Source organism: Pantoea eucrina (assembly GCF_002095385.1).
GTDB lineage: Bacteria > Pseudomonadota > Gammaproteobacteria > Enterobacterales > Enterobacteriaceae > Pantoea > Pantoea eucrina.
This window is the reverse complement of the sequence record NZ_MIPP01000020.1, coordinates 49,171-72,443: the sequence shown is the minus strand read 5'-3', so window position 1 is coordinate 72,443 and position 23,273 is coordinate 49,171. Positions and strand designations below refer to the sequence as shown.

The following is a 23,273-nucleotide window of genomic DNA, read 5'->3' as shown; positions in this document are numbered from 1 at the left end:
GCGTGACGCGCGCACCGCGCCGGGCCGCGGCGGCGGCTATCGCGTAGCCCATTTTGCCTGAGCTGTGGTTGCTGATATAGCGCACCGGATCCAGCGCTTCGCGGGTCGGACCCGCGGTAATCATGATACTGAGATGCTGCAGATCGCGGACTGGCTCGGCCCACTCAAGCGCATGCGCCACAATCGCCAGCGGATCGAGCATACGGCCTGGTCCTGTGTCACCGCACGCCTGGCTGCCGCTATCCGGTCCCCAGATCATGACGCCGCGCTGCTGCAGGCGCTGCAGGTTCTCCTGCGTAATGGCGGCACGGTACATCTGCTGATTCATCGCCGGTACCAGCGCCAGCGGCGCGTCGCTGGCGAGACAGGCGGTAGTCACCAGATCGTTAGCCATCCCGGCAGTTATGCGGGCGATTAAATCAGCCGAGGCGGGAGCCAGTACAATCAGGTCAGCCCATTTCGCCAGCTCAATATGGCCCATTGCGGCTTCGGCAGCGGGATCGAGCAGGTCATCAAACACCGGGTAGCCGGAGACCGCCTGCAGACTGAGCGGGGTAATAAAGGCGCGGGCTGCGGAGGTCATCATTACGCGCACCTCGGCGCCGCGATCGCGCAGACGTCGCACCAGCTCCGGCGCTTTATAGGCAGCGATACCGCCGCTGACGCCCAGCAGAATTTTTTTCCCGGCTAATCCAGTCATGTTGTTTGCCTCAACTTAACGCATGATGCCGCGCCCGGCGCAGCAGACAGGCCAACTTTATCATAAAACCGCCCGGCCGCCTGTTCACCGACCGTGCCCTTTGCGAGGCATCTCTGAAAAGAGAAATGCAGCACTGGCATCGCTGACCGCCAGCGCGCATCCTGACGCTCCGCCACAGGGAGTAGCGCAATGAAGAAACTGGCACCACGGGAAAAACTGATACAGGCGGGCGCAGAGTCGCTGGATGATGCCGAGCTGCTGGCGATTTTTCTGCGCACCGGTACGCGCGGCATCAGCGTTATGACGCTGGCGCGGCAGATGCTCAATGAGTTTGGCTCACTGTATTGCATCATGACCGCCAGCGAGCGAGAACTGAGCCTGATTAAAGGCGTTGGCCGGGCAAAGCTGACCCAGCTGCACGCGATAGCCGAGCTGGGACGGCGTTTTTTTGCCAGCCAGCTGGCGCGTGAAAATGTGATGGAGAATCCGCAGGTCACGCGTCACTATCTGCAAAGCGTACTGGCCCATGAGAAGCGGGAGATTTTCATGGTGCTGTTTCTTGATAACCAGCATCGCGTATTGCAGGCGCAGAAGATGTTTTCCGGCTCAATCAGCAGCGTGGAGGTTCATCCGCGCGAAATTGTGCGGGAAGCGCTGAAAATTAACGCTGCAGCGGTGATTCTGGCGCACAATCACCCTTCGGGACACGCCGATCCGAGCCGTGCCGATCGGGAAATTACCACCAAAATTGCCCAGGCCTGCGCGCTGCTGAGTATTCGCCTGCTGGACCATCTGGTGATCGGTCACGGCGAGTTTACCTCATTCGCTGAGCGCGGCTGGCTATAGTTTTACGCCTCAATCGGGCAGAAATGCGGCGTTTTTGCGCGATCCGGAGGGATCTTTATCTGTTCGGGACTTGAGCACTTGAGCTGAGCGGCGTATACTACGCCACCTTTGAGAATCTCGGGTTTGGCGTTTGGGCCAGCTTAGCGGGTTCACATGGAACTCGCCTGGCGGGCTAAGGCCTGACGAGGCGGCCAAAACCTATGTTTTTAAAGCTCGAGCTGATTTGATTTTTGGAGAATAGAAATGTCACGAGTCTGCCAGGTAACTGGAAAGCGTCCGGTGACCGGTAACAACCGTTCCCACGCAATGAACGCGACGAAACGCCGTTTCCTGCCGAACCTGCACTCTCACCGTTTCTGGGTTGAGAGCGAGAAGCGCTTCGTTACTCTGCGTGTATCTGCTAAAGGTATGCGTGTTATTGATAAAAAGGGCATCGATACGGTTCTGGCCGAAATCCGCGCCCGTGGTGAGAAGTACTAAGGAACTGAATCATGGCTAAAGGTATTCGTGAGAAGATCAAGCTGGTTTCCTCTGCTGGTACAGGTCACTTCTATACCACCACGAAGAACAAGCGTACTAAACCTGAGAAACTGGAACTGAAAAAGTTCGATCCGGTTGTACGTCAGCACGTGATCTACAAAGAAGCCAAAATTAAGTAATTTTGGTGTTCTTGCGAAAAACCCGGCTCCGGCCGGGTTTTTTGTTTGTGCGCTATGTCAACACGTTGAGGAGATGCGATGCCTGAATTACCTGAGGTAGAAACCAGCCGACGCGGTATTGAGCCACACCTGGTGGGGGAAACCATTCTGCACGCTATTGTGCGCAATGGGCGCCTGCGCTGGCCGGTTTCCAGTGAAATACACGCGCTGAGCGATCAGCCGGTACTGAGCGTGCAGCGGCGGGCAAAGTATCTGCTGCTGGAGCTGCCCCATGGCTGGATCATCATTCATCTCGGCATGTCCGGCAGCCTGCGCATTCTGCCCGGTGAACAGCCGGCAGAAAAGCATGACCATGTCGATCTGGTCATGAGTAACGGCAAAGTGCTGCGCTATACCGATCCGCGACGTTTTGGCGCGTGGCTCTGGAGCGCCGATCCGGCGGGCAGCAGCGTGCTGGCCCATCTTGGACCGGAGCCGCTGAGCGACGCCTTCAGCAGTGACTATCTGTTTACCCGCTCGCGCGGCAAGCGTACCGCCATCAAGCAGTGGCTGATGGACAATAAAATTGTGGTCGGGGTGGGCAATATTTACGCCAGTGAGTCGCTGTTCACCGCCGGTATACTGCCGGATCGGGCGGCGGGAAGCCTGAGCGAGGCGGAAGCGACGCTGCTGGTGGACACGATAAAAGCGGTGCTGCTGCGCTCCATTGAGCAGGGAGGCACCACGCTGCGCGATTTTTTACAGACCGACGGAAAGCCTGGCTATTTTGCTCAGCAGCTGCAGGTTTACGGCCGCGCTGGCGAACCCTGCCGCGCCTGCGGCACGCCGATCCTCAGCGGCCGGCATGGACAGCGCAGCACCTTCTGGTGTCCGCACTGCCAGCACTGATCACGGCTGCTGCAGTCTGGCCAGCAGCGCCTGATGAATGACGGCAGGCAGGAATGCCTGTACGTCACCGCCGTGACGCGCCACCTCTTTAACCAGCGATGACGACACAAATGAGAAGCCCTGCGACGGCAGCAGAAACACCGTTTCCAGCGCGGGCAGCAGATGGCGGTTCATCTGTGCCAGCTGTGATTCGTACTCAAAGTCAGCCACCGCCCGCACGCCGCGTACCAGTACGTTCGCCTGCTGCGTCCGGGCAAAATCAGCCATCAGCTCATTAAAGCCCACGACCTCAACGTTAGTCAGATGCGCGGTGGCCTGACGCGCTAAATCGACGCGTTCGTCCAGCGTAAACAGCGGTTTCTTACCGGGGCTGGCAGCAATCGCCACGACCAGGCGATCAAACATGCGGGCCGCGCGCGTGACAATATCAAGGTGTCCGAGCGTCATCGGGTCAAACGTGCCGGGATATATCGCTTTCGTACTCATACGCGGCCTTGTGCAGAAGTATGGTGCAGCGCCCAGAGCGCGGCATATTTATTGAACGTGTACTGTGCGTTAACCACTGCCAGGATCCAGCCCTGCTTCCCGTCAAGAAAGCCGGCGCGCAGCAGCAGCGTTTTAGCAAACGCCCCCAGCGTATGGGAGAAAATGGCGAACAGGCCGCAGCGCTTGCCGCGCTGAAAGCGCTCCTGCGCCCAGGCTTCGGCATAGTTCATCTGCTTACGCTGAAACGTTATCAGATCGCGGCAGGTGAGGTGCGCCAGATCGCCAGGCAGCGCCACCACGGGCGCGCCCTGCGTCTCCAGCGACTCATGCACCAGATTGTCGTTATAGCTGAGATGGCGCGGATAGAGACGCATCACGCGATCCGGATACCAGCCGCTGTGACGCATAAAACGGCCGAGGAAAAAATTGCTGCGGCTAAGGCTATAAACCGTGGCAGAAGGCGGCTGGCACAGCACCTGCTCAATTGAGCGGCGCAGCGCCGGAGTCACGCGCTCGTCAGCATCCAGCATCAGGATCATCTCTCCGGTAGCGAATGCCTGCGCGCGCTGGCGCTGCTTGCCATAGCCTGCCCACGGCAGCGCTTCATACACCTGCGCGCCCTGCGCCCGGGCAATCTCTGCAGTAGCGTCACTGCTGCCCGAATCGAGCAGGATAATTTCATCGGCCCAGGCAACAGATGCCAGCGCGTCAGGCAGAAGTTCAGCTTCATTCCGGGCGATCATCACGACCGAAAGACGTTGGCGTTGTGACATAAATTAGTGTGCTCGCGGTGGCAGATGAGGCTCCAGCAGCTGCAGCAGGCGCTGCAGCGCGCCCTGATTCTGATGCAAAACCTCAACGGCGTGACGGCCATAATAGCGACGATAGTCATCATCATGCAGCAGATTGGCGACCTCTTTCTCCAGCGCAGCGGCGTCGCTGACCGTGATCAGCCCCTCTGCCTGCTGCAATTTGGCGCAGATATCTTTGAAGTTCCAGGTGTGCGGCCCCATCAACACCGGGATGGCATGAGCAGCAGGTTCGAGCGGGTTATGACCGCCGCGTTCAACCAGACTGCCGCCGACAAAAGCGAGGTCGGCAATGCCATACAGCAGCATCAGCTCGCCCATGGTGTCGCCAATCACGACCTGTGTGGCGGCGGAAGGAACCGCACCGCTGCTGCGCAGCATAAACGTAAAGCCGCGTTTTTGCGTCAGATGGCACGCATCCTTAAAGCGTTCCGGATGACGCGGCACCAGGATCAGCAGCAGATCGGGAAACTGCTGCAGCAGCTGGCGGTGGGCATCCAGCACGATGGCCTCTTCACCTTCGTGAGTGCTGGTGGCAATCCACACCGGACGGCGCGATGCCCACTGACGCCGCAGCGTAACGGCTCTGGCCGCCAGCTCTGGCGTAACGGAGATATCAAATTTCAGGCTGCCGGTGACCGCCAGGTGCGACCGTTTCAGGCCCAGGCTGAGAAAGCGGTCGCCATCTTCGCTGTTCTGCGCCGCGATAAGCGTGATGCTCTGCAGCAGATCGCGCATAAAGCCACCCAGCTTTTTATAGCCGCGGGCGGAACGCTCAGAAAGACGGGCGTTGGCGATGACCAGCGGAATCTCGCGCTGGTGCAGGATGCGAATGATATTTGGCCACAGCTCGGTTTCCATGATGATCACCAGACGCGGATCAACCGTATCCAGAAACCGGTTAATGGCACCGGGCAGATCGTACGGCAGGTAAACATGGTGCACATCTTTACCAAATGCCGACTGCGCGCGCTCTGAGCCGGTGGGCGTCATGGTGGTCACGGTGATGGGCAGTGACGGATAGCGATGGCGCAGCGCCCGCACCAGCGGTACTGCAGCCAGCGTTTCACCTACCGATACTGAATGCAGCACGATACCGTGCGGCTCAACCTTGCCGGTGCAGTAGCCATATCGCTCAGCCCAGCGTTTACGGTAGGCCGGCGCTTTGCGACCGCGCAGCCACAGGCGCAGCCAGATAAATGGCTGAATCAGATAGAGCAGGGCGGTATACAGGGTTGTCATAGTTATCGTTACGACATATTCGCGTCAAAAAACCGGAGAAAGGCGGCATACTATCAGAAATTCACCGCCTGCTCACATCACTTCGTCAGCGCTGGCTCAGCACGCGCTGGTAGAGCGAGGTCAGCGCATCTGCCAGCCGCTCAGGCCCGTAAGGTTCCACCCGGCGGCGGGCGGCGGCGCCCATACGGTTGTCATCTGACAGGGCAGGCACCGCCAGCACGGCCTCTTTTAACGCGCGAATATCCAGCGCGTCGCAGACAAAGCCCTCTTCACCCTGGCGGATAAACTCGGCTCCGCCGCAGCCAGTGCTGGTGATCACCGCCAGTCCGCAGGCCATGGCTTCCAGAACCACATTCGGAAACGGATCGTACAGCGTTGGCAGCAGCAGCGCATCGGCGGCGTGATAGAACGGCTGCACATCCTGCTGAACGCCGGCAAAGCGCAGGCGGTCAAGACAGTTAAGCTGGTTTGCCAGCTGCTGATAGCGCGACAGCTGTTTATCCTGACCGACCACAATCAGATAGCGATCGGTTTGCGCCACCGCTTCAATTGCTGCTTTCAGCCCCTTGCGCTCAAACCCGGAGCCGACGTAGATCATCACGTGTGCGTCCTGCGGCAGCCGCAGCTGATGGCGCGCCGCATGGCGCAGGCTGGATGTCGCGGGCTGAAAGCGTTTGCTGTCAATGGCATTGTGGATCACGTGAATATTGCCGGCATCCAGCGTGAAATGGCGCAGGATATCCCGCTTCACCATCTCAGAGTTGCAGATCACCGCTTTGAGTGACGGGTCGTTAAACATCTCCGCTTCAGCCTGCAGCACATAGCGATGGTACGGGCTGAGCGCTGCGCTCAGACGCTGCCACGGGGAAACAATGCGCGCCCGCTGCTCTAACCAGACCCGATGCACGCCGTCGCCGGCACGAAAAATATCGCACCCGGCGATGCGCTCGTGACTCTGAACAAGGTCAAACTGCTCCCGCTCCCAGCAGGCGCGCGCTGCACGTGCAAAACCGCGTTCGCGGGAGATACGGCCAAACTTTGCCGGGTTGCAGATATGCAGATGCCAGGCGGGATTGGGCGTGCCCTGCCAGCTGCGGGTAATGATATTGAGATCCAGCTGCTCGCTATCCAGCGCTTCCAGCGCGCGTGAAATAAAGCGTTCGGCCCCGCCGTCCGGGCGATATTTCTGCCGGACGATAGCCAGACGTATTTTATTCATGCAAATAGCTCCTTGCGGCGGTCAGCACATCGGCGACCGGAATCGCGGAAAGATAGCGCTGCTCCGTGCGGGTGTCGATCGAGTCGGGCGACGGCAGCGGTGCATAATCACCTGCCCAGATCACCCGGTTATTATTGCCCCACGGGCGCCAGTGCTGCAGCTTTGTCGGTCCGAACAGTGCCAGGCAGGGCGTATCCAGCGCCGCGGCCATATGCATCGGCGCAGAGTCGACACCAATAAAGAGCTGCGCCGCGTCGATTAGCGCGGCCAGCTGCGGCAGCGACAGCTGGCCGGCAAGGGATACCACGCGTGAGGCGGAGCAGAGCGACTGAATATGCGTTATCATCGCCAGCTCTTTTTTATCCGGCGCTGCCGTCAGCACCAGGGTATGCCCTTCATCAGAGAGCGCCGTGATCAGCTGCGCCATCTTTTCATCGTCCCAGCATTTAAATACCCAGCGCGACGTAGGCTGCAGCACAATAAACGGCCCGGCGATCTGCTGCTGCGCCAGCAAAACATCTACTTTCTGCCGATCGGCTTCGCTGAAATGCATCGACGCGACTGCATTTGTTACGTCGATTCCGAGCGGAGCCAGCGCGCTCATATTCTGTTCAACCGTATGCAGCTGATGATGCCGGGTGGTAGGGACGCGCTGATTGTGGCACCAGCGCCAGAGGGCGTTGTCGCGTTTGCGATAGGCAAAGCCGATGCGCACCGCAGCACCTGACAGGCCGGTAATAATGGCGCTGCGCCACTGGTCGGCGAGGTTGATCACCAGATCGTAGCGGCAGGCGCGAACGGCGGAGAGCAGCGCCAGTTCATGGCGCAGTTTCTGCAGGCTGCCCTCTTTTTTCCAGCTGCGATCGATAATATGCAGCTGGCGAATTGCCGGATGCGCTTCCAGCATCGGCCGGGTTTCTTTATAGAGCAGCACATCGATATGTGCATCAGGATAACGCGCGCGCAGCGCATTGATGACAGGCGTTGTCAGCAGCATGTCACCATGATGGCGCAGTTTGATCACTAAAATAGATTGTGGTGTGAACCGGGCTGGAATCGGGCTTGCCATACTTATTGATCTCAGGATTCAGTGAGCCGATTGTAGGGCAAACCCGAAAGGGGTTAAAGCGAGCAGTGGTGCTTATTTCTGGCGCCAGCGATAAATGCGGCTCAGCCACAGCAGCAGCTGATACCACTGTTTCAGGCCGCGCGCATTGCGCAGCATACGTTTATGCGTCCCTGTACTGAACAGATCCGCCAGCATCGCCTGCCGCGCTTCCGCTTCAGGCTCGCGCCGGATAGCGTGACAGACGCTGAGCGCTTCATGCGTGATCTGGTAGTGAAATGCCGGATAAATGCGGATATGACGGCGATAACGCTGGTTCAGCTCTTCCAGCATCCGGGCAATTTTCAGATAGTGGCGCTGATACTCTACGTTGCGCTGGCCGGTGCGTTTACGGTTGCTGATGGAAGCGTCATGCATGTAGTAGCGATAGAGCACGCGATCGGTATAGCGCACGCGCGTGGCGTTAAACATAAATTCCGTGGTCCAGGGAATATCCTGATGATGCAGTCCCGGCTCAAACAGCAGATTGCAGCGCGTAATCAGCTCACGGCGATAGATGCCGAGCCAGACAACATGCATGTAACGCCGCGTTTTGAGCGCGGTGTTCAGCCACTCAGGTCCGCTCAGCACAGCGGTGCTGGTGAGACGATCGTGAGGAATAAGCGGTCTGGTACGCTGGCTCGCTTTGAAATACCACTCGGCGTTGCACTGTGCTGCGTCGAGTCCATCACGCTCTGCCATCTCCGTCAGCGTCTGATACATCGCTGCATCCATGGTGTCATCGGCGTCGGGAAAGCTGACGTACTTACCGCGCGCGATCGTCAGGCCGGCATTTCGCGCCCGTGACACGCCGCCGTTGGCCTGATGGATCACACGGATATGCGGATAGCGCGCAGCGTAAGCGTCTGCCTGCTCGCCGGAGCCGTCAGTTGAGCCATCATCGACGATGATGATCTCAAGGTCGGTCAGCGTCTGGGCTAACAGCGCCTGAAGGCAGGCAGCAAACTCAGTGCCGGCATTAAACATCGGGATGATAAGGCTGAGTAATGGCGTGGAATGTTCTGGCTGGGCTGTCATGAGGTCATTTCATTGTTTCGGCGCGCCAGACGCTGCTGCTGTCGGGTGCGAATAAAATCGTGGATATCACTCAGCTTACGCTGATCCAGGTTGAAAAGCTGTTCAACCGGATGCGCGAATTTATATTGCGCATCAAATACAAAAGAAGAGGGCGCGATATGGTCAGGACCAATCAGCAGTACATCGCCCAGCGGCCTCTGCTCTTCTACGCAGCAGGGACCATAAATCAGAATCACCGGTACCTGCTGTGCATCAGCGATGTACACATTGCCGGAATCGGAGGCGATATAAAAATCCATTTCGCCGATAACGGCCGGCAGCGCTTCCAGCGACACTTTCCCCACCAGACTGATCAGGTTGTCGCGATGCCCGGCTGTTTTGAATAGCTCCTGAACGCGCGATTGTTCATTTGGCGCACCAAAAGCAAAAAAGGTGCAGTGAAGATCGCTCAGGTGGTCAAACAAACGCTGCCAGATAGCTGGCGGAATGGTTTTGGCCTGATTACCGGCGGTCACACTGATACCGATACGCGTTCCCGCGCACGCTGTCATCTCTGCGGGCAGGGAAGCAGGCTGCCATAGCGGCAGCGTCGCGTGTTTGGGGTAGCTCTCTTTGGTGAAAGAGCGATCGGCCAGCTTCAGATAGTTTTCCAGCGTCAGCGTATTTTTTTCATGCTGCACTTCGCCGCTTGCGGTGTAATAGAAGAGGTTCTGATATCCCTTGCGGCGATAGCTGGACAGAAACTGCTTATTATCCGCATTGCAGCAGGCGGCAATAAACAGATTCAGGTTGGTCGGGTGCAGCAGATAAACGTTGTCGTAGCGATTGAGCAGATGCCAGACTAACCTGAGCTTTTTCAGCAGGCCAGAACGATACTCTTCGATATACCAGATGTGTTCAAGGGTAGCGTCATTGCTGGCGAGCGGCGCAACGCTTCTGCTCAGCAGCGCATCGCTTTTCCCGAGGTGCGTGAGCAGCGGAGTGATATTAATAAAATCGCCAATTTTGGCGGTCTGAATGACCAGGTTTTTTCCGCTACGCGTCCGGAACAGCTTCATTACCCATTTAATCGGGCAAAAAATGATAAATATAATAATGTAGGTCAAGCAATTATCCCCATATTCTGGCCGCATCCCCCCGGGGATTTCTTAATTCGAAACATGGCGTGCCGTTGAAAATGATGTTTCTGTTACAGGATCCAGCTGCAGATATTGCTGACAAATAGTAGCCAGACTATAAATGCTCAAATCGAGGTGCTGCAAATCGGGGGGGCTGGCATACACATCGCGCATTTTTTCTGCCAGCGACGCGGCGTTCAGATCGGCCAGACAGCGGGAGAGCGGGCCGGTCAGGATCTCAGCCGGGCCACCGGGGCAGCGTGTACTGACCACCGCCGTGCCGCAGTGTAAAGCCTCAACCAGCACGTTGCCAAACCCTTCGCTATCTGAACTCATAACCAGCATCTGAGCATGGCGGATCCACGGATAGGGGTTTTGCTGAAAGCCTTCGAAGCAGACGCGCTCTGAAATTCCCAGGTCCCGTGCCTGCTGGCGTAACGCCTCCAGGAGTTTCGCGCTGCCCTGACCCAGCAACACCAGGGGAGCCATTATGCCGCTGCGTGCATAGGCCTCAAGCAAGCGGTCCTGACGTTTCGCCTCATGAATGCGTCCTACGTGGACAAGGTAATTCTGGCCGGCCAGCGGGCAGGGCCCGGCCGCCAGCTCGTCGAGCCGATCGAAGTCGAAAGGATTGAAAATAACGCGGGTCAGGCGTGGCCTGACGCCGACATTCTTTATCAGATCATCGATAACATATTGCGACACGCCGACCAGCTGACGCCCCTGATAGACATAACGTATTTTTAGCTGCTTTAACCAGCGGGAAAAACCTGTTTTACGTCCCAGATAGGAGGCAGAAAAGACGCCGTGCAGGCAGTACCAGGTTTTAGCTGAATCAAGCGATCGGGCTCGCCTGACAATGCGATCGGTTTTGTGTAAGTGGGAAAAGATTAAACTGAACTTGCCGTTCAGCGCTTCACTCTGGCGTACCGCCTCATCCAGCAAGCGCGCACGGCGTACGGTTTCTGTCATTTTTCGCCACGGGCGGACGCTGTGATCGCACACCACCTGATAATCCACGCCTGCAGGGATAGGGTAATCGCATATTTTTCGCAGAGAGAAAATCGAGACACGATGTCCCAGGGAAATAAAACCCTCAGCCAGCGTTAAGACGACTTTTTCGGCGCCGCCGCCGGGCAAACCATCGATCACCATTAAAATGCGTTTCGACAAATTATCTACCTCTGCCTGCCTGTCAGCCTGGTGGTGAAACTGATCTATTATCTTTCCGATATGAGTACGTTTATCGGCAAATGAACGAATGCTGTAAAAAGTCTGCCATAACTGCGCGCGGTAAGCAGCTAAAGATAAATCCGCCCTGCTTTTTATTCACGCTATTCTGGTTTAATCAGAGCGCTGCTCCCTGACCCGGCCAGCGGCGCTGGAAAAGTTTGCGCCTGTCACAGGCGGTGCGTACCATAGTGATGATAACAGTGAAATATACCGGACAAGTTATGGAAAAGCCTGCCTTTTTGATTACCCTGGATACGGAAGGCGATAACCTGTGGCGCAACCGCAGCGGAAAGGTGACAACGCATAATGTCAGCTTCCTGCCCCGCTTTCAGAGGCTGTGCGAAAAGTATGGCTTCAAACCCACCTGGCTGACGAATTACGAGATGGCGAGCGATCCTGCCTATGTAGAGTTCGGACAGGATCTACTGGCCCGCGGACAGGGGGAGATCGGTATGCATCTTCACGCCTGGTATAGCCCGCCGGAATATAAACTGACGCAGGATGACTGGCGTTATCAACCCTATCTGATTGAGTATCCTGAGTCCGTTTTACGCGATAAGGTCGCCTTTATGACGGCGTTGCTGGAGGATGCATTTCAGCAAAAAATGACCAGTCATCGCGCCGGTCGCTGGGCCTTTAACGAAGTTTATGCGCAGGCTTTAATCGATAACGGTTATCTGGTTGACTGCTCCGTGACGCCCCGGGTCAGCTGGCGTAATTCATCCGGCGCCCCGCAGGGGAGCGGAGGAACCGACTATAGTCATTTCCCCGATCGCGCTTACTATATAGACACCAGCGATATCTCAAAGCCGGGTAACAGTTCGCTGCTGGAGTTGCCCATGAGCATTCAGTATCGCTATGGCGCGATGACCAACCAGTTTAAAAAGGCGTGGAATCAGCTGCGTGGCAAGCCGCGTGGTCCCTCAGTTAACTGGCTGCGCCCGACCGGCGGCAACCTGAATGAAATGAAAAAGGTTGCTGCGCAGACGCTCGATCAGGGCAGTGATTACATCGAGTTTATGCTGCACTCCTCTGAATTCATGCCAGACGGCAGTCCCACGTTTAAAACGGAGGCGGACATCGACAGGCTGTACGACGATCTGGAGCAGCTGTTTATCTGGCTTCAGCCGCGTGTACAGGGAATGACGCTGACAGAGTATGCCTTGCATAAAAAAGCTCATGCACGCTGATGCGTTTCAGATTTGCGCTTTCTGAACCGGCTCTTCAGGTATAGATTACTAATGCTATTGAGAAGGTATGGCTGGCAGAAATAGCTTTCTGCCAGCCATATTTTATTTTTCTTGCTTAGTAAGCACTACTGCTAGCGGTATCCAGAAAAGAATCCACATTTCTGCTGGTCCGCTGATAACAAACATTCCCTGAGTCGAGATAAACACCAGTGAAAATATATAGAGTGCAGCCTCAAGCTCTTTGCCATGACGAAACTTCTTATATGCCTGCAATAGAGCGCTGGCAATAACGACAAACAGGAGCGCTAATCCTGCTAAGCCACCCTTAAGGAAAGCAGCAACATAAACACTATGTGTAGTGGTTACAGGCTGCCTGATGCTATTTATAAAGCGTAGTTCTTTATCAAACCCCCACCCAAAAAATGGATGGGTCAGACCTTCTTTAATACCATGTTCCCAAATACCAAAGCGGATGAAGCTTTGTTTATAAGATGCAATTATTCTCAGCCAAAACTGATGGCCATAATCACTAACAAAAAAGAAAATGCCAATTATAACTATGGCTAACATTATGTATGTAATGCTTTTGATATGATATTTTTTATAATTAGTAAGGGTGATGGCAAGAGCTATTAATAGCGATAAAAGCGGTCCGCGACTTTGTGTCAAAAGCAGTCCGATAAAAAGTAAGGCACAAAGAAAATAAATCCAGTGCCTTCCTGACTCACGGGCTACAATGAGACCGCTCAAAATTCCAATAGCAAAGTATCCGCCTAAATCAATAACATTAGGAGGTGCTGCAAAAAAAGCATGCCCAAGCCGGCCTGATAATAAATGACTTTTATTAACCATGAACATAGTTAACGCCAAAAGAATAAGGCTTGCGGAAAAAATTACGGAAAAAAAAGCCACTGATCCATATCTGTTAATTATATGATTGCAGATGTACAGGACAAAAAGCAGATAACAAGAGTGTTTTAATGCAGAGAAAAAATTTGAAGGATTATCAGACCACACATTAGACAGGCTATAGTAGAAAAGGAAAAAACCTACAAGAATATAGGGGTGCCAGTTGATAGGTTCTGCCATGGTTTTCCTTTTTTTAAAGGAAGAAATACATAAAGCCATCGAAATGAAAGATATATAGAATAAATTGTTTATTTTTCCGATGTCAGTAAAAATGACAAGCAAGAAAATAAAAGACATAAAAGAGAAAGAAGCGATTCTCTCCAGTAAGTTATTTTTTTGTAAAAAGTTCATTTAGTCTTGCCTTTTTAAAAATAGAGTCGCTCAATCCGCTTTTCATTGATAGGTTATATACTGTTATGCCCTTTTTCTGCAGACCCTGGCTGGCCTTACAAAAAGCAGGTTTTATTAATTTTTCAAAGTTCAGCTGCAGGAAACTTGGCTGCTTATCATTTTCGTTTTCATAGAATCTGGGCAGGGAAAAATTATTCATATCTACACCCGCTAAAAATATCCTTGTAGCTCCCAACCACACCGCTACCTGCAATGCCCAATAGGCTACTGTCCCGGCATCGAATATTCCTTTTCTGATATCCCATGAAAAACCAGTTTGCGGGCTTGCAGGATAGATATCGAACTCTGGATATTTTCCATAAACGGTAGTGTAATCTTCTGGGTTAACCTTTTCCTGATAAATTTTATAGCTAACATCTTCAATGATCGTTAAACCGCAGCGTATATCTCCACTGCTTTTTTTGAGGAGTAAATCATTCAGGCAGTGCAGTGTTATTAACAGTGTTAACTGAGTGTCGTTAATTATCTTCTCGATAATATCGAACCTGTTCTTTATGAAATCCCTGTCCACAATAATATAAAAACTAAAGCTTATCGCTTTTCGCAATTCATAAGCCCCATTTACCCCAATAAACGTCGTGTTGCTTAATAATGTAAAATCTGTATCTCTGACCGATGGACCTGTGGCAACGATTGTTACATCCGTTGTTGCAGCTTTTAGTGCAGAGTCCAGTGATTTTATATTAATTTCTCTTTTTTTCCAAAAGAGCTGACTAATGTGCCCTTCCGGAGCACGTTTGATGGAGAAATGTGGCCACAAATTTTCGTTATGCCTTAGGCCTCTGCTGTGCGTATAGCGATATAATTGTTTAAAAAAAGATCGCATCTACAAAATTTCCTTCAGCTTATCAATAACCTGACTTGCTGCGATATCCTGCATAGAACCATTCTTACCGATCAGCGCATGCTGGTTTCTGCCGTAACCGCCAATCAGACCCGGATCGGTGGGACCGAACAGCGTAATATTGGGTCTGTCCAGCGCGGCGGTCAGATGGCTGAGCCCGGTGTCGACGGAGACCACTGCGCGCGCGCCTGCCAGCTGCTGCGCCACCTGCTCCAGCGTCAGTTTTGGCAGGACTTCTACATGGGAAAAGCCCTCTGCCAGCCGCTGTGCACGCTGCTGTTCATGTATTGCACCCCACGGCAGCCTGATTTGCAGGCCGGTGGGCTGCAGCAGCCTGATCAGCTCACGCCAGTGCGCTTCCGGCCAGTGTTTATTGTCGCGGGTTGTGGCGTGCAGAAACACCAGCCAGGAGGGGGCTGCTTCGATCCGGGGGGTCAGAAAATGTGCCGCGATGGCGTAATCGCCCTGGGTGGCAGGCTTTTCATAGCCCAGACTTTTCGCAAACAGCTCACGCGTGCGCTCAACGGCGTGCTGCTGCTTGCTGACCTCATGGCGCCTGTCGTACCACCAGCTCGCAAAAGGCTCACGCGCGCTGCGGCTGTCCAGACCATGCTTCGTGCCGGTTGCCAGACGCGTCACCAGGGCTGCGCTTTTAATCAGGCTCTGTGCGTCAATAACCACATCATACTGGCGCGACTGCAAATTGCGCTTAAACGCGACGCGCTCTTCGCGCTGCTGACTGCCAAACCAGTGTTTGCGCCAGCGACGGATTGCAACCGGCAGGACTTTATCTACAGCAGGATGCCAGCCGGGGATCTGAGCAAAATTCTCTTCTACCACCCAGTCAAAGCGGATACCTGGCAGCGCCTGCATGGCGTCAGTAAGCGCGGGTAGCGTATGGAGAACATCTCCCATCGAAGAGGTTTTAACGATTAAAACGTGCATGTCTGCTCCTGCGCCGGCTGTAGCAGCGCGCTCAGGGTCTGATGCACGCGCGCAGGGGTAATGTCGATCAGGCTCTGATGATAACCCTCAGCGGCATCGCCTTTACGCACTTTGTGATAGCCGCTGATTAGCCGGATAACGCGGGCCTGACGGGAAAGCGGCGGCGTGAAATCCGGGCTGCTCGGGCCATACAGCGCGACCAGCGGCCGGTTGAGCGCTGCCGCAATGTGCATCAGACCGGAATCGTTGCTGACCACGGCGCGACAGTGGGCGAGCAGGATCACGGCCTGCTCCAGCTGCGTCTCACCCGCCAGATTTTTGCCGTGCGCACGCAACGGCTCAGGCAGCGCCTGCAGAATCGACTCGCCGGTGTCGCGATCTTTGGCTGAGCCAAACAGCACGACCTGGTAGCCTTCTGCGATCAGCTGTTCCGCCAGGGCAGCATAGTGATAATGCGGCCAGCGTTTCGCCGGTCCAAACTCTGCTCCCGGACAAAAGCCGATAACCGGACGATCGGTGGAGAGGCCAAACTGCGCAGCCGTCATGCGCTTTTCGTCGTCCTCTACGCGCAGCTGCGGCCATAGCAGCGGCTGTGGCAGCTGCTGAGCGGAGGTTACCGGCGTGTCATACGCCAGGGCAACATAGCGCTCTACCATTAGCGGAAACGCCGCTTTGTCCAGTACCCGCACATCATTGAGCACGCCGTAACGCATTTCACCGCGCCAGCCGGTGCGGCGCGGTATGCCGGCGAAAAAGGGGACCAGCGCCGATTTAAACGAGTTCGGCAATACATAAGCGCGATCGTAACCGCTGGCCTGCAGGGTTTTGCCGAGACGACGGCGTTCGCCCAACGCCAGCGCGCCGTGCCCCAGCGGCATCGCCAGCGCCTGATTCACTTCCGGCATGCGTGACAGCAGCGGGCGGCACCACGCGGGTGCCATCACATCAATGACCGCATCAGGATGCGCCACCTTGAGAGTGCGATAGAGACTTTGCGACATCATCATATCGCCGACCCAGGAAGGGCCAATAACCAGAATTTTCATCGCTGATGCGGGTGTCCTTATGCGTTGCGATTCAGCCAGGCCATATACTCGCCCACGCCCTGTGCGACAGTTTTAAATGGCTTGTCATAGCCCGCCTCACGCAGTTTTGTCAGATCGGCCTGGGTAAATGCCTGATAGCGTCCTTTGAGTTTATCCGGGAAAGGAATGTACTCAATCTGGCCCTGCTGATGGAATTTAAGCACGGCATCAGCCACTTCCTGGAACGATTCCGCGCGTCCGGTGCCGCAGTTATAGATACCGGATACGCCGTTCTCCCAGCACCACAGGTTTACAGCCACAACATCATCTACATGGATAAAATCACGGCGGAAGCTGTCGCTGCCTTCAAACAGCTTAGGGTTCTCGCCGTTGCTGATTTGCGTATTCAGATGAAACGCCACGCTGGCCATACTGCCTTTGTGCCCTTCGCGCGGACCATACACATTGAAATAGCGGAAACCGCACACCGGCGAATCCGCTTCAGGCAGAATCTGACGCACGTAGTGATCGAACAGCATTTTTGAATAGCCGTAGACGTTCAGCGGCTCTTCATACTGACGTTCTTCGATAAAGTTCTCATTGCGGCCACCATAGGTCGCGGCAGAGGAGGCGTAGAGAAACGGGATCTCGCGCTCAAGGCAGAAATGCAGCAGATCTTTAGAGTACTGATAGTTGTTATCCATCATGTACTTGCCATCCCACTCGGTGGTGGCGGAACAGGCACCTTGATGGAATACCGCTTCAATCGGCCCCAGATCTTCGCCTGACATGATGTAAGAGAGAAACTCCTCTTTATCCATATAATCAGCGATATCCAGATCCGCCAGATTGACGAATTTGGTGCCATCTTTCAGGTTATCCACGACCAGAATGTCGCTATGACCGCGATCGTTAAGCGCTTTAACGATGTTGCTGCCAATCATGCCAGCGCCGCCGGTAACGATAATCATATGCTTAGCCTTTAATCAGTTAGGGTGAAACAGAAGGTTTCACGCACGAATACTCATCATCATAACATTTCAGCCCTGTCCGGACAGCCAGATGCGTGAGGCGTATCGCACAAACGCTGACTACGGCGTGAACTATGCTGCAAAACGAACATTTAACTGGCTGAAATATCGTCTGCCTGCTATTTGCTCAGTAAGATGCTCCGGTAATTTGCGATCTAAGGAGCAGAATCATGTCCAATCAGTTTTATTCGCAAATCCGTCAGCAGCTTGAGACAACGCGTCAGGACGGATTGTTCAAACAGGAACGTCGCATTACGTCAGCCCAGCAGGCGGAGATCAGCGTTGATCACGGCACGCCGGTCATTAACTTTTGTGCCAATAACTATCTCGGTCTGGCGAATCATCCGGCGCTGATTCAGGCAGCGAAAGAGGGTATGGATTCCCACGGCTTTGGTATGGCGTCGGTGCGCTTTATCTGCGGTACGCAGGATACGCATCAGCAGCTGGAGCGTAAGCTGGCTGACTTTCTTGGTATGGAAGCGTCTATTCTTTTCTCCTCCTGTTTTGACGCTAACGGCGGTCTGTTTGAGGCGCTGCTGGGTCCGGAGGATGCCATTATTTCCGATGCGCTGAATCACGCCTCCATCATTGATGGCATACGCCTGTGTAAGGCGCAGCGCTATCGCTACGCCAATAACGATATGCAGGCACTGCGTACCTGTCTGCAGGAGGCGCGTGATAAAGGTGCCCGGCATATCGCGATCGCTACCGATGGCGTGTTCTCTATGGATGGCGTGATTGCCAATCTGCAGGGGATTTGCGACCTGGCGGAGGAGTTTGATGCGCTGGTCATCGTCGATGACTCTCATGCGGTGGGCGTTATCGGCGCAGCAGGGCGCGGCACGCATGAATACTGCGACGTGATGGATCGCGTTGATATCCTCACGGGAACGTTAGGTAAAGCGCTGGGCGGTGCCTCCGGCGGCTATGTAGCCGCGAAAAAAGAGGTCGTGGAGTGGCTGCGTCAGCGTGCTCGTCCCTATCTGTTTTCTAACTCGCTGGCTCCGGCAATTGTCGCGGCCTCGCTGCGGGTGCTGGATCTGCTGAGTGAGGGTGACGGTCTGCGCCAGCGGCTATGGGATAACGCGCGCTTCTTCCGGGAGAAGATGACCGCGGCAGGCTTCACGCTGGCCGGCGCCGATCACGCCATTATTCCGGTGATGCTGGGTGAGGCTAACGTGGCGCAGCAGTTTGCCACGCTGCTGCAGCAGGAAGGCATTTACGTCACCGGCTTTTTCTATCCGGTGGTGCCGCAGGGTCAGGCGCGCATCCGCACGCAGATGTCTGCCGCTCACACGCAGGCGCAGCTGGAACAGGCTATCGCCGCTTTTATCCGCGTCGGCCAGCGGCTGGGCGTGATTGCTGCAGGAGCAGAAAAATGAAAGCACTTGCCAAACTGAAAGCTGAAGAGGGGATCTGGATGGTGCAGGATGCACCGGTGCCGGAACCGGGTCATAACGATCTGCTGATTAAGATCCGTAAAACCGCTATTTGCGGTACGGATATCCACATCTACAACTGGGATGAGTGGTCGCGTAAAACCATTCCGGTCCCGATGATCACCGGACATGAGTATGTCGGTGAAGTGGTTAGCATGGGACAGGAGGTGAAAGGCTTCGCCATTGGCGATCGCGTTTCCGGAGAGGGGCATATTACCTGCGGCCACTGCCGTAACTGCCGGGCAGGGCGAACGCACCTGTGCCGCAATACGGTGGGCGTGGGGGTCAATCGCCAGGGCTGCTTCGCAGAGTATCTGGTTATCCCGGCATACAACGCGTTTAAAATTCCCGATAACATTTCTGACGAACTGGCAGCCATCTTCGATCCGTTCGGCAACGCCGTACATACCGCGCTGTCATTTGATCTGCCCGGTGAAGATGTCCTGATCTGCGGCGCCGGGCCAATTGGTATTATGGCTGCCGCCGTCTGCAGGCACGTAGGTGCCCGTCACGTTGTGATCACTGACGTGAATGAATACCGTCTGAGTCTGGCTCGCGAGATGGGCGTGACCCGTGCGGTTAACGTGGCGCAGGAAAATCTGCGCGACGTGATGCAGGATCTCGGTATGACCGAAGGATTTGATGTCGGACTGGAGATGTCAGGCGCACCGGCAGCTTTCCGCACGATGCTGGAAACCATGAACCACGGCGGACGCATTGCGCTGCTGGGCATTCCACCCGGCGATATGTCGATCGACTGGAATCTGGTCATCTTCAAAGGCCTGTTTATCAAAGGTATCTATGGCCGTGAGATGTTTGAAACCTGGTACAAGATGGCGGCGTTAATCCAGTCCGGACTGGATCTTACGCCGGTGATCACCCACCGCTATCACATCGACGCGTTTCAGCAGGGGTTCGATGACATGCGCTCCGGACGGTCAGGGAAAGTGGTGCTGAGCTGGGATTAAACGGACTCCGGCCCGCAGGCCGGAGTAGTATCAGCCGCGTTTTTTCTCTTCATCCGTCAGGTAGCGTACTTTGCGCGTATAGTCCTGACCTTTAAACTGCAGCGGCTGCGCCGGGTCCTGCAGATACTTCTGCCATTCGCTTAACGGAAAACCGCCGTGTGCGCCAATGACCTCAGGCGGAATGACCGCTGCCGTTCCGCCGATGCGCTTGGAGACCGGCCAGTTTGCCCACTCGCCCAGGTTAACCGTAACCAGATCGAGCATATCCAGCAGCGCAGAGAGCGGCAGCTGATCGGTGGGGGGCTGATTATCATTCATCAGCTCCCAGGTATCCTGAAACAGCGTCAGCCACAGCGGGCAGATACGCTTCCAGGTCTGACGCGTGGCGGCCAGATAAGCGCCGTTGACATGGTCAACCAGATAGGGCCGGATGGCGGGTTTATAGTAAGCCGGGATCTGCTCCTCAGCCGCATTTTCAAGTTTGGCAATCATTCTGCCTTCTCTGAAGCTGGAGTAAAGATGGCCTTCACGCAGGCTGAGGGCAGGATCTTTAAGCAGGTTGAGGTCAGAGTCGATCATCAGAACCGCGTCACCGCTGGCCTGCAAAGGCGCCTGCAGTTTGATCAGCCGGCTGCGGTAAATCTGTTTATAACGGTAGCTCTCTTCACGGTGCGGAATGGTCAGCGTGGCAACGCGGGTCTTTGCCGGCAGCTCACCAAATTGTGTCGCGGGCTGGTCGCTGACGATAACAATCTCCGTGACGCTGGTGGCAAAACGGCTGGCAAAGCAGGCGCTGAGCAGCGCTTCTTCAATATAGTCCTCACCCGCACACGGGATCACCACGGAGGTGACAGGAGTCTTGCCCTGCACGCGACTCTGGCTGTAGGGAATATTGTGCCGCGCGCGAATATGGCGGAAACGTTTATTAAAAAAATTAAGCATGACTCTTTTCCTGAATAACATTAGCCAGAACCGTTTCTACGCCCTGAATATAGTTTTCAATAGCGTAATGTTCGCGTACCTTTCCGGCAGCCGTGTCGGTTAATTTCTGACGTAATTCTCTGTTCTCCCACAGAGCGATCAGCTGCTGTGTCAGCTCTGCAATATCACCATATTCAAACAGCAGACCGGTCTGGTTGTGTTCAATCAGCTCAGCTGTCCCGGTTACCCGCGATCCGATAACGGCAGTATTGACCAGCATCGCTTCAAGCACCACGCGGGGTAAGCCTTCACTTTGCGAGGCCAGTATGAACGTGTCGAACGCGGCCAGAAAATCCAGCGCATTATTTTTAAAACCGGTGAAAACGATGCGGTCAGCAATCTGCTCTTTTTCTGCCAGCTGTGCAAGGTTAGCCTGTTCCGGACCGGTACCGACAATCAGCATTTTCCAGTCAGCGTGAGGGTAAAGGCGGTGAAACCGGCCCAGTGCGCTCAGCGTATGGTGATTGGCTTTACGCGCTATCAGTGACCCAATAGAGCCAAACACAAAGGTTTCCGGGGCAATCTGCAGCGCCTGACGAACCGCGGTACGATCGGGTAACGGCTGGTGGATATCGATGGCATTGCTGACGGTATGACAGAGATGCTGATGGACACCATGACGCTGCAGCGTATGACTGACACCGTGCGAAACGCAGATAATCGCCTCACAGTCCCGGTTCAGCATCGCGACCAGCTGGCGATTCAGTACCGGGTCAATACGGCAGTGCTGAACCACCGGAATATTAAGCGGGCGGGCTGCCAGATAGCCTTCAGTGTTGGTACTGGGCTGATTATTCATATAAAGCAGGTCAAACTGCCCGGATTGCAGAAGCGCGCCAATCTTGTGCGCGTTCGGGATAATACGCCATCGGCGATCCACAAAATGAATCGCTTTTTTTCTGCTCTCTTTGCTGAAAAAAAGCAGCGTGCGGACTATTTCTTTGCTGATTTTTGCCCAGAGAGGTTGTCTGCGCTGCGGAATAAACGTCACCGGAATCGTTAACGATCCAAGAATTTGCTCAATGGTTTCGTTATTGCCGCGCGAATAATTATGATAAAAGCAGCAGGTAATATCGAACTGGTTACGATCGATCCGCTTCAGTAATTCCAGCATGCTATTCGTGCCGCCGCCCCACTCGCGACCATTATCAAGCAGTAGAATTTTTCGTTTATGCGGCGTCATTCCTGCTGATGTCCTTGTTCTGTGCCGTGAGTTTTCCGGCAAGAGTATAAACTTTCTGGCTGCAATGTGAATGTCAGCGGTGCGGTGGCCCACACCGCTGCTTTAAAACAGCGCTTTCAGTTTGAGCATGAAAGGGTTCTGCATCAGGCCTTCGCCGATAATTTCCACTGCCCGCTGCTGCGGCACTGGCGCGGCACTGACTTTACAGATGGCAGGCGCGCGGAAGCGCACGCTGGCGGGTTTAGCCGGAGAGGCTGCAGCAGGTTTTGCGCTGTGACGCAGCGGCTCATTCAGCAGCTGTCCTGGCGTAACCAGCGTAATATCAGCCGGAAGGGAAGGCAGCATCTGCTGCAGCACGCGCACTGTTGTCGGGTGCGGATGGCCGATAGCGATAGCAAACCCGTCCCGCTGTGCCAGCTTAACCGCCCGGGTAAACTGCTGTCGTACCATCGCTTCATTTTGATTATCATCAAGAAACACGCGGCGTTTCACGACTTTGACCTGCGTGCCCTGCGCCGCTGCAACGGCCTGACTATTGCCGATGGTCATGCTGTCGAGAAAATAGTAGTTGTAGTGATTCAGCACCTGCATCACTTTCTGCATGCCAGGCAGGCTGGAGGTCATTTTACTGCCCATATGATTGTTCAGGCCAACCGCGTAGGGAACTTTACCGCTGGCTTCACGGATAATACGGGCGATTTCGTCGCTGCTCATCTCCGGCGTCAGGGTATCTTTTTCCAGCGGCTGTTTGCTGAGCGGCGCCATCGGCAGGTGAATCAATACTTCATGACCGCGCTGATGGGCTTTGGTTGCCATCTCACGCGCATGCGGGGCGTTGGGCAGTACGGCAACAGAGATGGCTGCCGGCATCGCCAGCACTTTGTTCTCTTCGGTGGGACGGTAGCCAAAATCATCAATGACAATCGCTAATTTTGCCGCCTGCACGCTGAAACTCAGAAGCGAGCCGCATAGCAGAGCGGGTAACGTTCGGGATAAAAACAGCA

The 23,273-nt window shown here is 54.9% G+C and carries 24 protein-coding genes; 7 read left to right on the top strand and 17 right to left on the bottom strand.

The window, feature by feature from the left end:
- The coding region (coaBC, locus tag HA43_RS10675; RefSeq protein ID WP_128083809.1) for a bifunctional phosphopantothenoylcysteine decarboxylase/phosphopantothenate--cysteine ligase CoaBC at positions 1-700 on the bottom strand (700 nt) is incomplete at its 3' end.
- A 189-nt stretch (positions 701-889) separates the two neighbouring features.
- Between coaBC and radC the strand changes: the two genes are divergently transcribed.
- The 4 genes from radC to mutM all read left to right on the top strand — a co-directional run bounded on the left by radC (position 890) and on the right by mutM (position 3,093).
- Entirely contained in the window at positions 890-1,546 is a 657-nt protein-coding gene (gene radC, locus HA43_RS10670; protein ID WP_094111643.1) for a RadC family protein, read from the top strand.
- A 243-nt stretch (positions 1,547-1,789) separates the two neighbouring features.
- The gene (gene rpmB, locus HA43_RS10665) at positions 1,790-2,026 is read left to right on the top strand and encodes a 50S ribosomal protein L28 (protein WP_010616494.1); all 237 of its coding nucleotides are present in this window, start codon (positions 1,790-1,792) and stop codon (positions 2,024-2,026) included.
- A gap of 11 nt (positions 2,027-2,037) precedes the next feature.
- Positions 2,038-2,205, top strand: coding sequence for a 50S ribosomal protein L33 (rpmG, locus tag HA43_RS10660; RefSeq protein ID WP_001051798.1), 168 nt, complete (start codon positions 2,038-2,040; stop codon positions 2,203-2,205).
- 78 nt (positions 2,206-2,283) lie between these two features.
- A complete protein-coding gene (mutM, locus tag HA43_RS10655; protein WP_039381267.1) occupies positions 2,284-3,093 on the top strand; it encodes a bifunctional DNA-formamidopyrimidine glycosylase/DNA-(apurinic or apyrimidinic site) lyase in 810 nt (269 codons plus the stop codon).
- On the opposite strand, the gene coaD is transcribed toward mutM, so the two are convergent.
- The 8 genes from coaD to HA43_RS10615 all read right to left on the bottom strand — a co-directional run bounded on the left by coaD (position 3,094) and on the right by HA43_RS10615 (position 11,265).
- Positions 3,094-3,579: a pantetheine-phosphate adenylyltransferase gene (gene coaD, locus HA43_RS10650; protein WP_039381263.1), complete on the bottom strand. Its 486-nt coding sequence runs from the start codon at positions 3,577-3,579 to the stop codon at positions 3,094-3,096. It abuts the gene before it with no gap.
- Positions 3,576-4,352 (bottom strand): glycosyltransferase family 2 protein, encoded by a 777-nt coding sequence (locus tag HA43_RS10645; RefSeq protein ID WP_071668649.1) that lies wholly within the window; start codon positions 4,350-4,352, stop codon positions 3,576-3,578. Before HA43_RS10645 ends, coaD begins: the two co-directional genes overlap by 4 nt.
- Before the next feature lie 3 nt (positions 4,353-4,355).
- Positions 4,356-5,630 (bottom strand): lipid IV(A) 3-deoxy-D-manno-octulosonic acid transferase, encoded by a 1,275-nt coding sequence (gene waaA / locus HA43_RS10640; RefSeq protein WP_094111642.1) that lies wholly within the window; start codon positions 5,628-5,630, stop codon positions 4,356-4,358.
- Between the two features lie 85 nt (positions 5,631-5,715).
- A complete protein-coding gene (locus tag HA43_RS10635; RefSeq protein ID WP_094111641.1) occupies positions 5,716-6,849 on the bottom strand; it encodes a glycosyltransferase family 4 protein in 1,134 nt (377 codons plus the stop codon).
- Positions 6,842-7,918: a putative lipopolysaccharide heptosyltransferase III gene (gene rfaQ / locus HA43_RS10630; protein ID WP_094111640.1), complete on the bottom strand. Its 1,077-nt coding sequence runs from the start codon at positions 7,916-7,918 to the stop codon at positions 6,842-6,844. The genes HA43_RS10635 and rfaQ overlap by 8 nt, the downstream gene beginning before the upstream one ends.
- A 72-nt stretch (positions 7,919-7,990) precedes the next feature.
- Positions 7,991-8,992: a glycosyltransferase gene (locus HA43_RS10625; RefSeq protein ID WP_094111639.1), complete on the bottom strand. Its 1,002-nt coding sequence runs from the start codon at positions 8,990-8,992 to the stop codon at positions 7,991-7,993.
- Positions 8,989-10,098 carry a glycosyltransferase family 9 protein gene (locus HA43_RS10620; RefSeq protein ID WP_094111638.1) on the bottom strand — a complete coding sequence of 370 codons (1,110 nt, stop codon included), beginning with the start codon at positions 10,096-10,098 and terminating at the stop codon, positions 8,989-8,991. Before HA43_RS10620 ends, HA43_RS10625 begins: the two co-directional genes overlap by 4 nt.
- Positions 10,099-10,140: 42 nt before the next feature.
- Positions 10,141-11,265: a glycosyltransferase gene (locus tag HA43_RS10615; RefSeq protein WP_094111637.1), complete on the bottom strand. Its 1,125-nt coding sequence runs from the start codon at positions 11,263-11,265 to the stop codon at positions 10,141-10,143.
- 299 nt (positions 11,266-11,564) lie between these two features.
- On the opposite strand from HA43_RS10615, the gene HA43_RS10610 reads away from it, so the two are divergent.
- Complete coding sequence (locus HA43_RS10610) at positions 11,565-12,533, top strand: polysaccharide deacetylase family protein (protein ID WP_039381247.1); 969 nt, start codon at positions 11,565-11,567, stop codon at positions 12,531-12,533.
- Positions 12,534-12,635: 102 nt separating this feature from the next.
- Here HA43_RS10610 and HA43_RS10605 read toward each other — a convergent pair whose 3' ends face one another.
- From HA43_RS10605 to rfaD, 5 genes are read right to left on the bottom strand one after another with little or no spacing between them, the layout of a single operon-like run.
- Entirely contained in the window at positions 12,636-13,793 is a 1,158-nt protein-coding gene (locus HA43_RS10605; RefSeq protein ID WP_094111636.1) for an O-antigen ligase family protein, read from the bottom strand.
- Positions 13,771-14,679, bottom strand: a complete 909-nt coding sequence (locus HA43_RS10600) for a hypothetical protein (RefSeq protein ID WP_094111635.1) — start codon at positions 14,677-14,679, stop codon at positions 13,771-13,773. Before HA43_RS10600 ends, HA43_RS10605 begins: the two co-directional genes overlap by 23 nt.
- The gene (rfaC, locus tag HA43_RS10595) at positions 14,680-15,642 is read right to left on the bottom strand and encodes a lipopolysaccharide heptosyltransferase RfaC (RefSeq protein ID WP_094111634.1); all 963 of its coding nucleotides are present in this window, start codon (positions 15,640-15,642) and stop codon (positions 14,680-14,682) included. It abuts the gene before it with no gap.
- On the bottom strand, positions 15,630-16,688 hold the full coding sequence (gene rfaF / locus HA43_RS10590) for an ADP-heptose--LPS heptosyltransferase RfaF (RefSeq protein WP_071668642.1): 1,059 nt from the start codon (positions 16,686-16,688) through the stop codon (positions 15,630-15,632). Before rfaF ends, rfaC begins: the two co-directional genes overlap by 13 nt.
- Before the next feature lie 17 nt (positions 16,689-16,705).
- A complete protein-coding gene (gene rfaD, locus HA43_RS10585) occupies positions 16,706-17,638 on the bottom strand; it encodes an ADP-glyceromanno-heptose 6-epimerase (protein WP_039381236.1) in 933 nt (310 codons plus the stop codon).
- 230 nt (positions 17,639-17,868) lie between these two features.
- Between rfaD and HA43_RS10580 the strand changes: the two genes are divergently transcribed.
- Together HA43_RS10580 and tdh are read left to right on the top strand one after the other, a co-directional pair.
- Entirely contained in the window at positions 17,869-19,080 is a 1,212-nt protein-coding gene (locus HA43_RS10580) for a glycine C-acetyltransferase (protein WP_039381234.1), read from the top strand.
- Complete coding sequence (tdh, locus tag HA43_RS10575) at positions 19,077-20,105, top strand: L-threonine 3-dehydrogenase (RefSeq protein ID WP_071668639.1); 1,029 nt, start codon at positions 19,077-19,079, stop codon at positions 20,103-20,105. The genes HA43_RS10580 and tdh overlap by 4 nt, the downstream gene beginning before the upstream one ends.
- Before the next feature lie 30 nt (positions 20,106-20,135).
- Here the strand turns inward: tdh and HA43_RS10570 are convergent, their stop codons facing one another.
- The 3 genes from HA43_RS10570 to HA43_RS10560 all read right to left on the bottom strand — a co-directional run bounded on the left by HA43_RS10570 (position 20,136) and on the right by HA43_RS10560 (position 23,271).
- On the bottom strand, positions 20,136-21,047 hold the full coding sequence (locus tag HA43_RS10570) for a hypothetical protein (protein WP_094111633.1): 912 nt from the start codon (positions 21,045-21,047) through the stop codon (positions 20,136-20,138).
- Positions 21,040-22,269 carry a glycosyltransferase gene (locus HA43_RS10565; protein ID WP_094111632.1) on the bottom strand — a complete coding sequence of 410 codons (1,230 nt, stop codon included), beginning with the start codon at positions 22,267-22,269 and terminating at the stop codon, positions 21,040-21,042. Before HA43_RS10565 ends, HA43_RS10570 begins: the two co-directional genes overlap by 8 nt.
- A 102-nt stretch (positions 22,270-22,371) precedes the next feature.
- Positions 22,372-23,271, bottom strand: coding sequence for a divergent polysaccharide deacetylase family protein (locus tag HA43_RS10560; protein WP_071668660.1), 900 nt, complete (start codon positions 23,269-23,271; stop codon positions 22,372-22,374).
- Between the last annotated feature and the right edge of the window lie 2 nt (positions 23,272-23,273).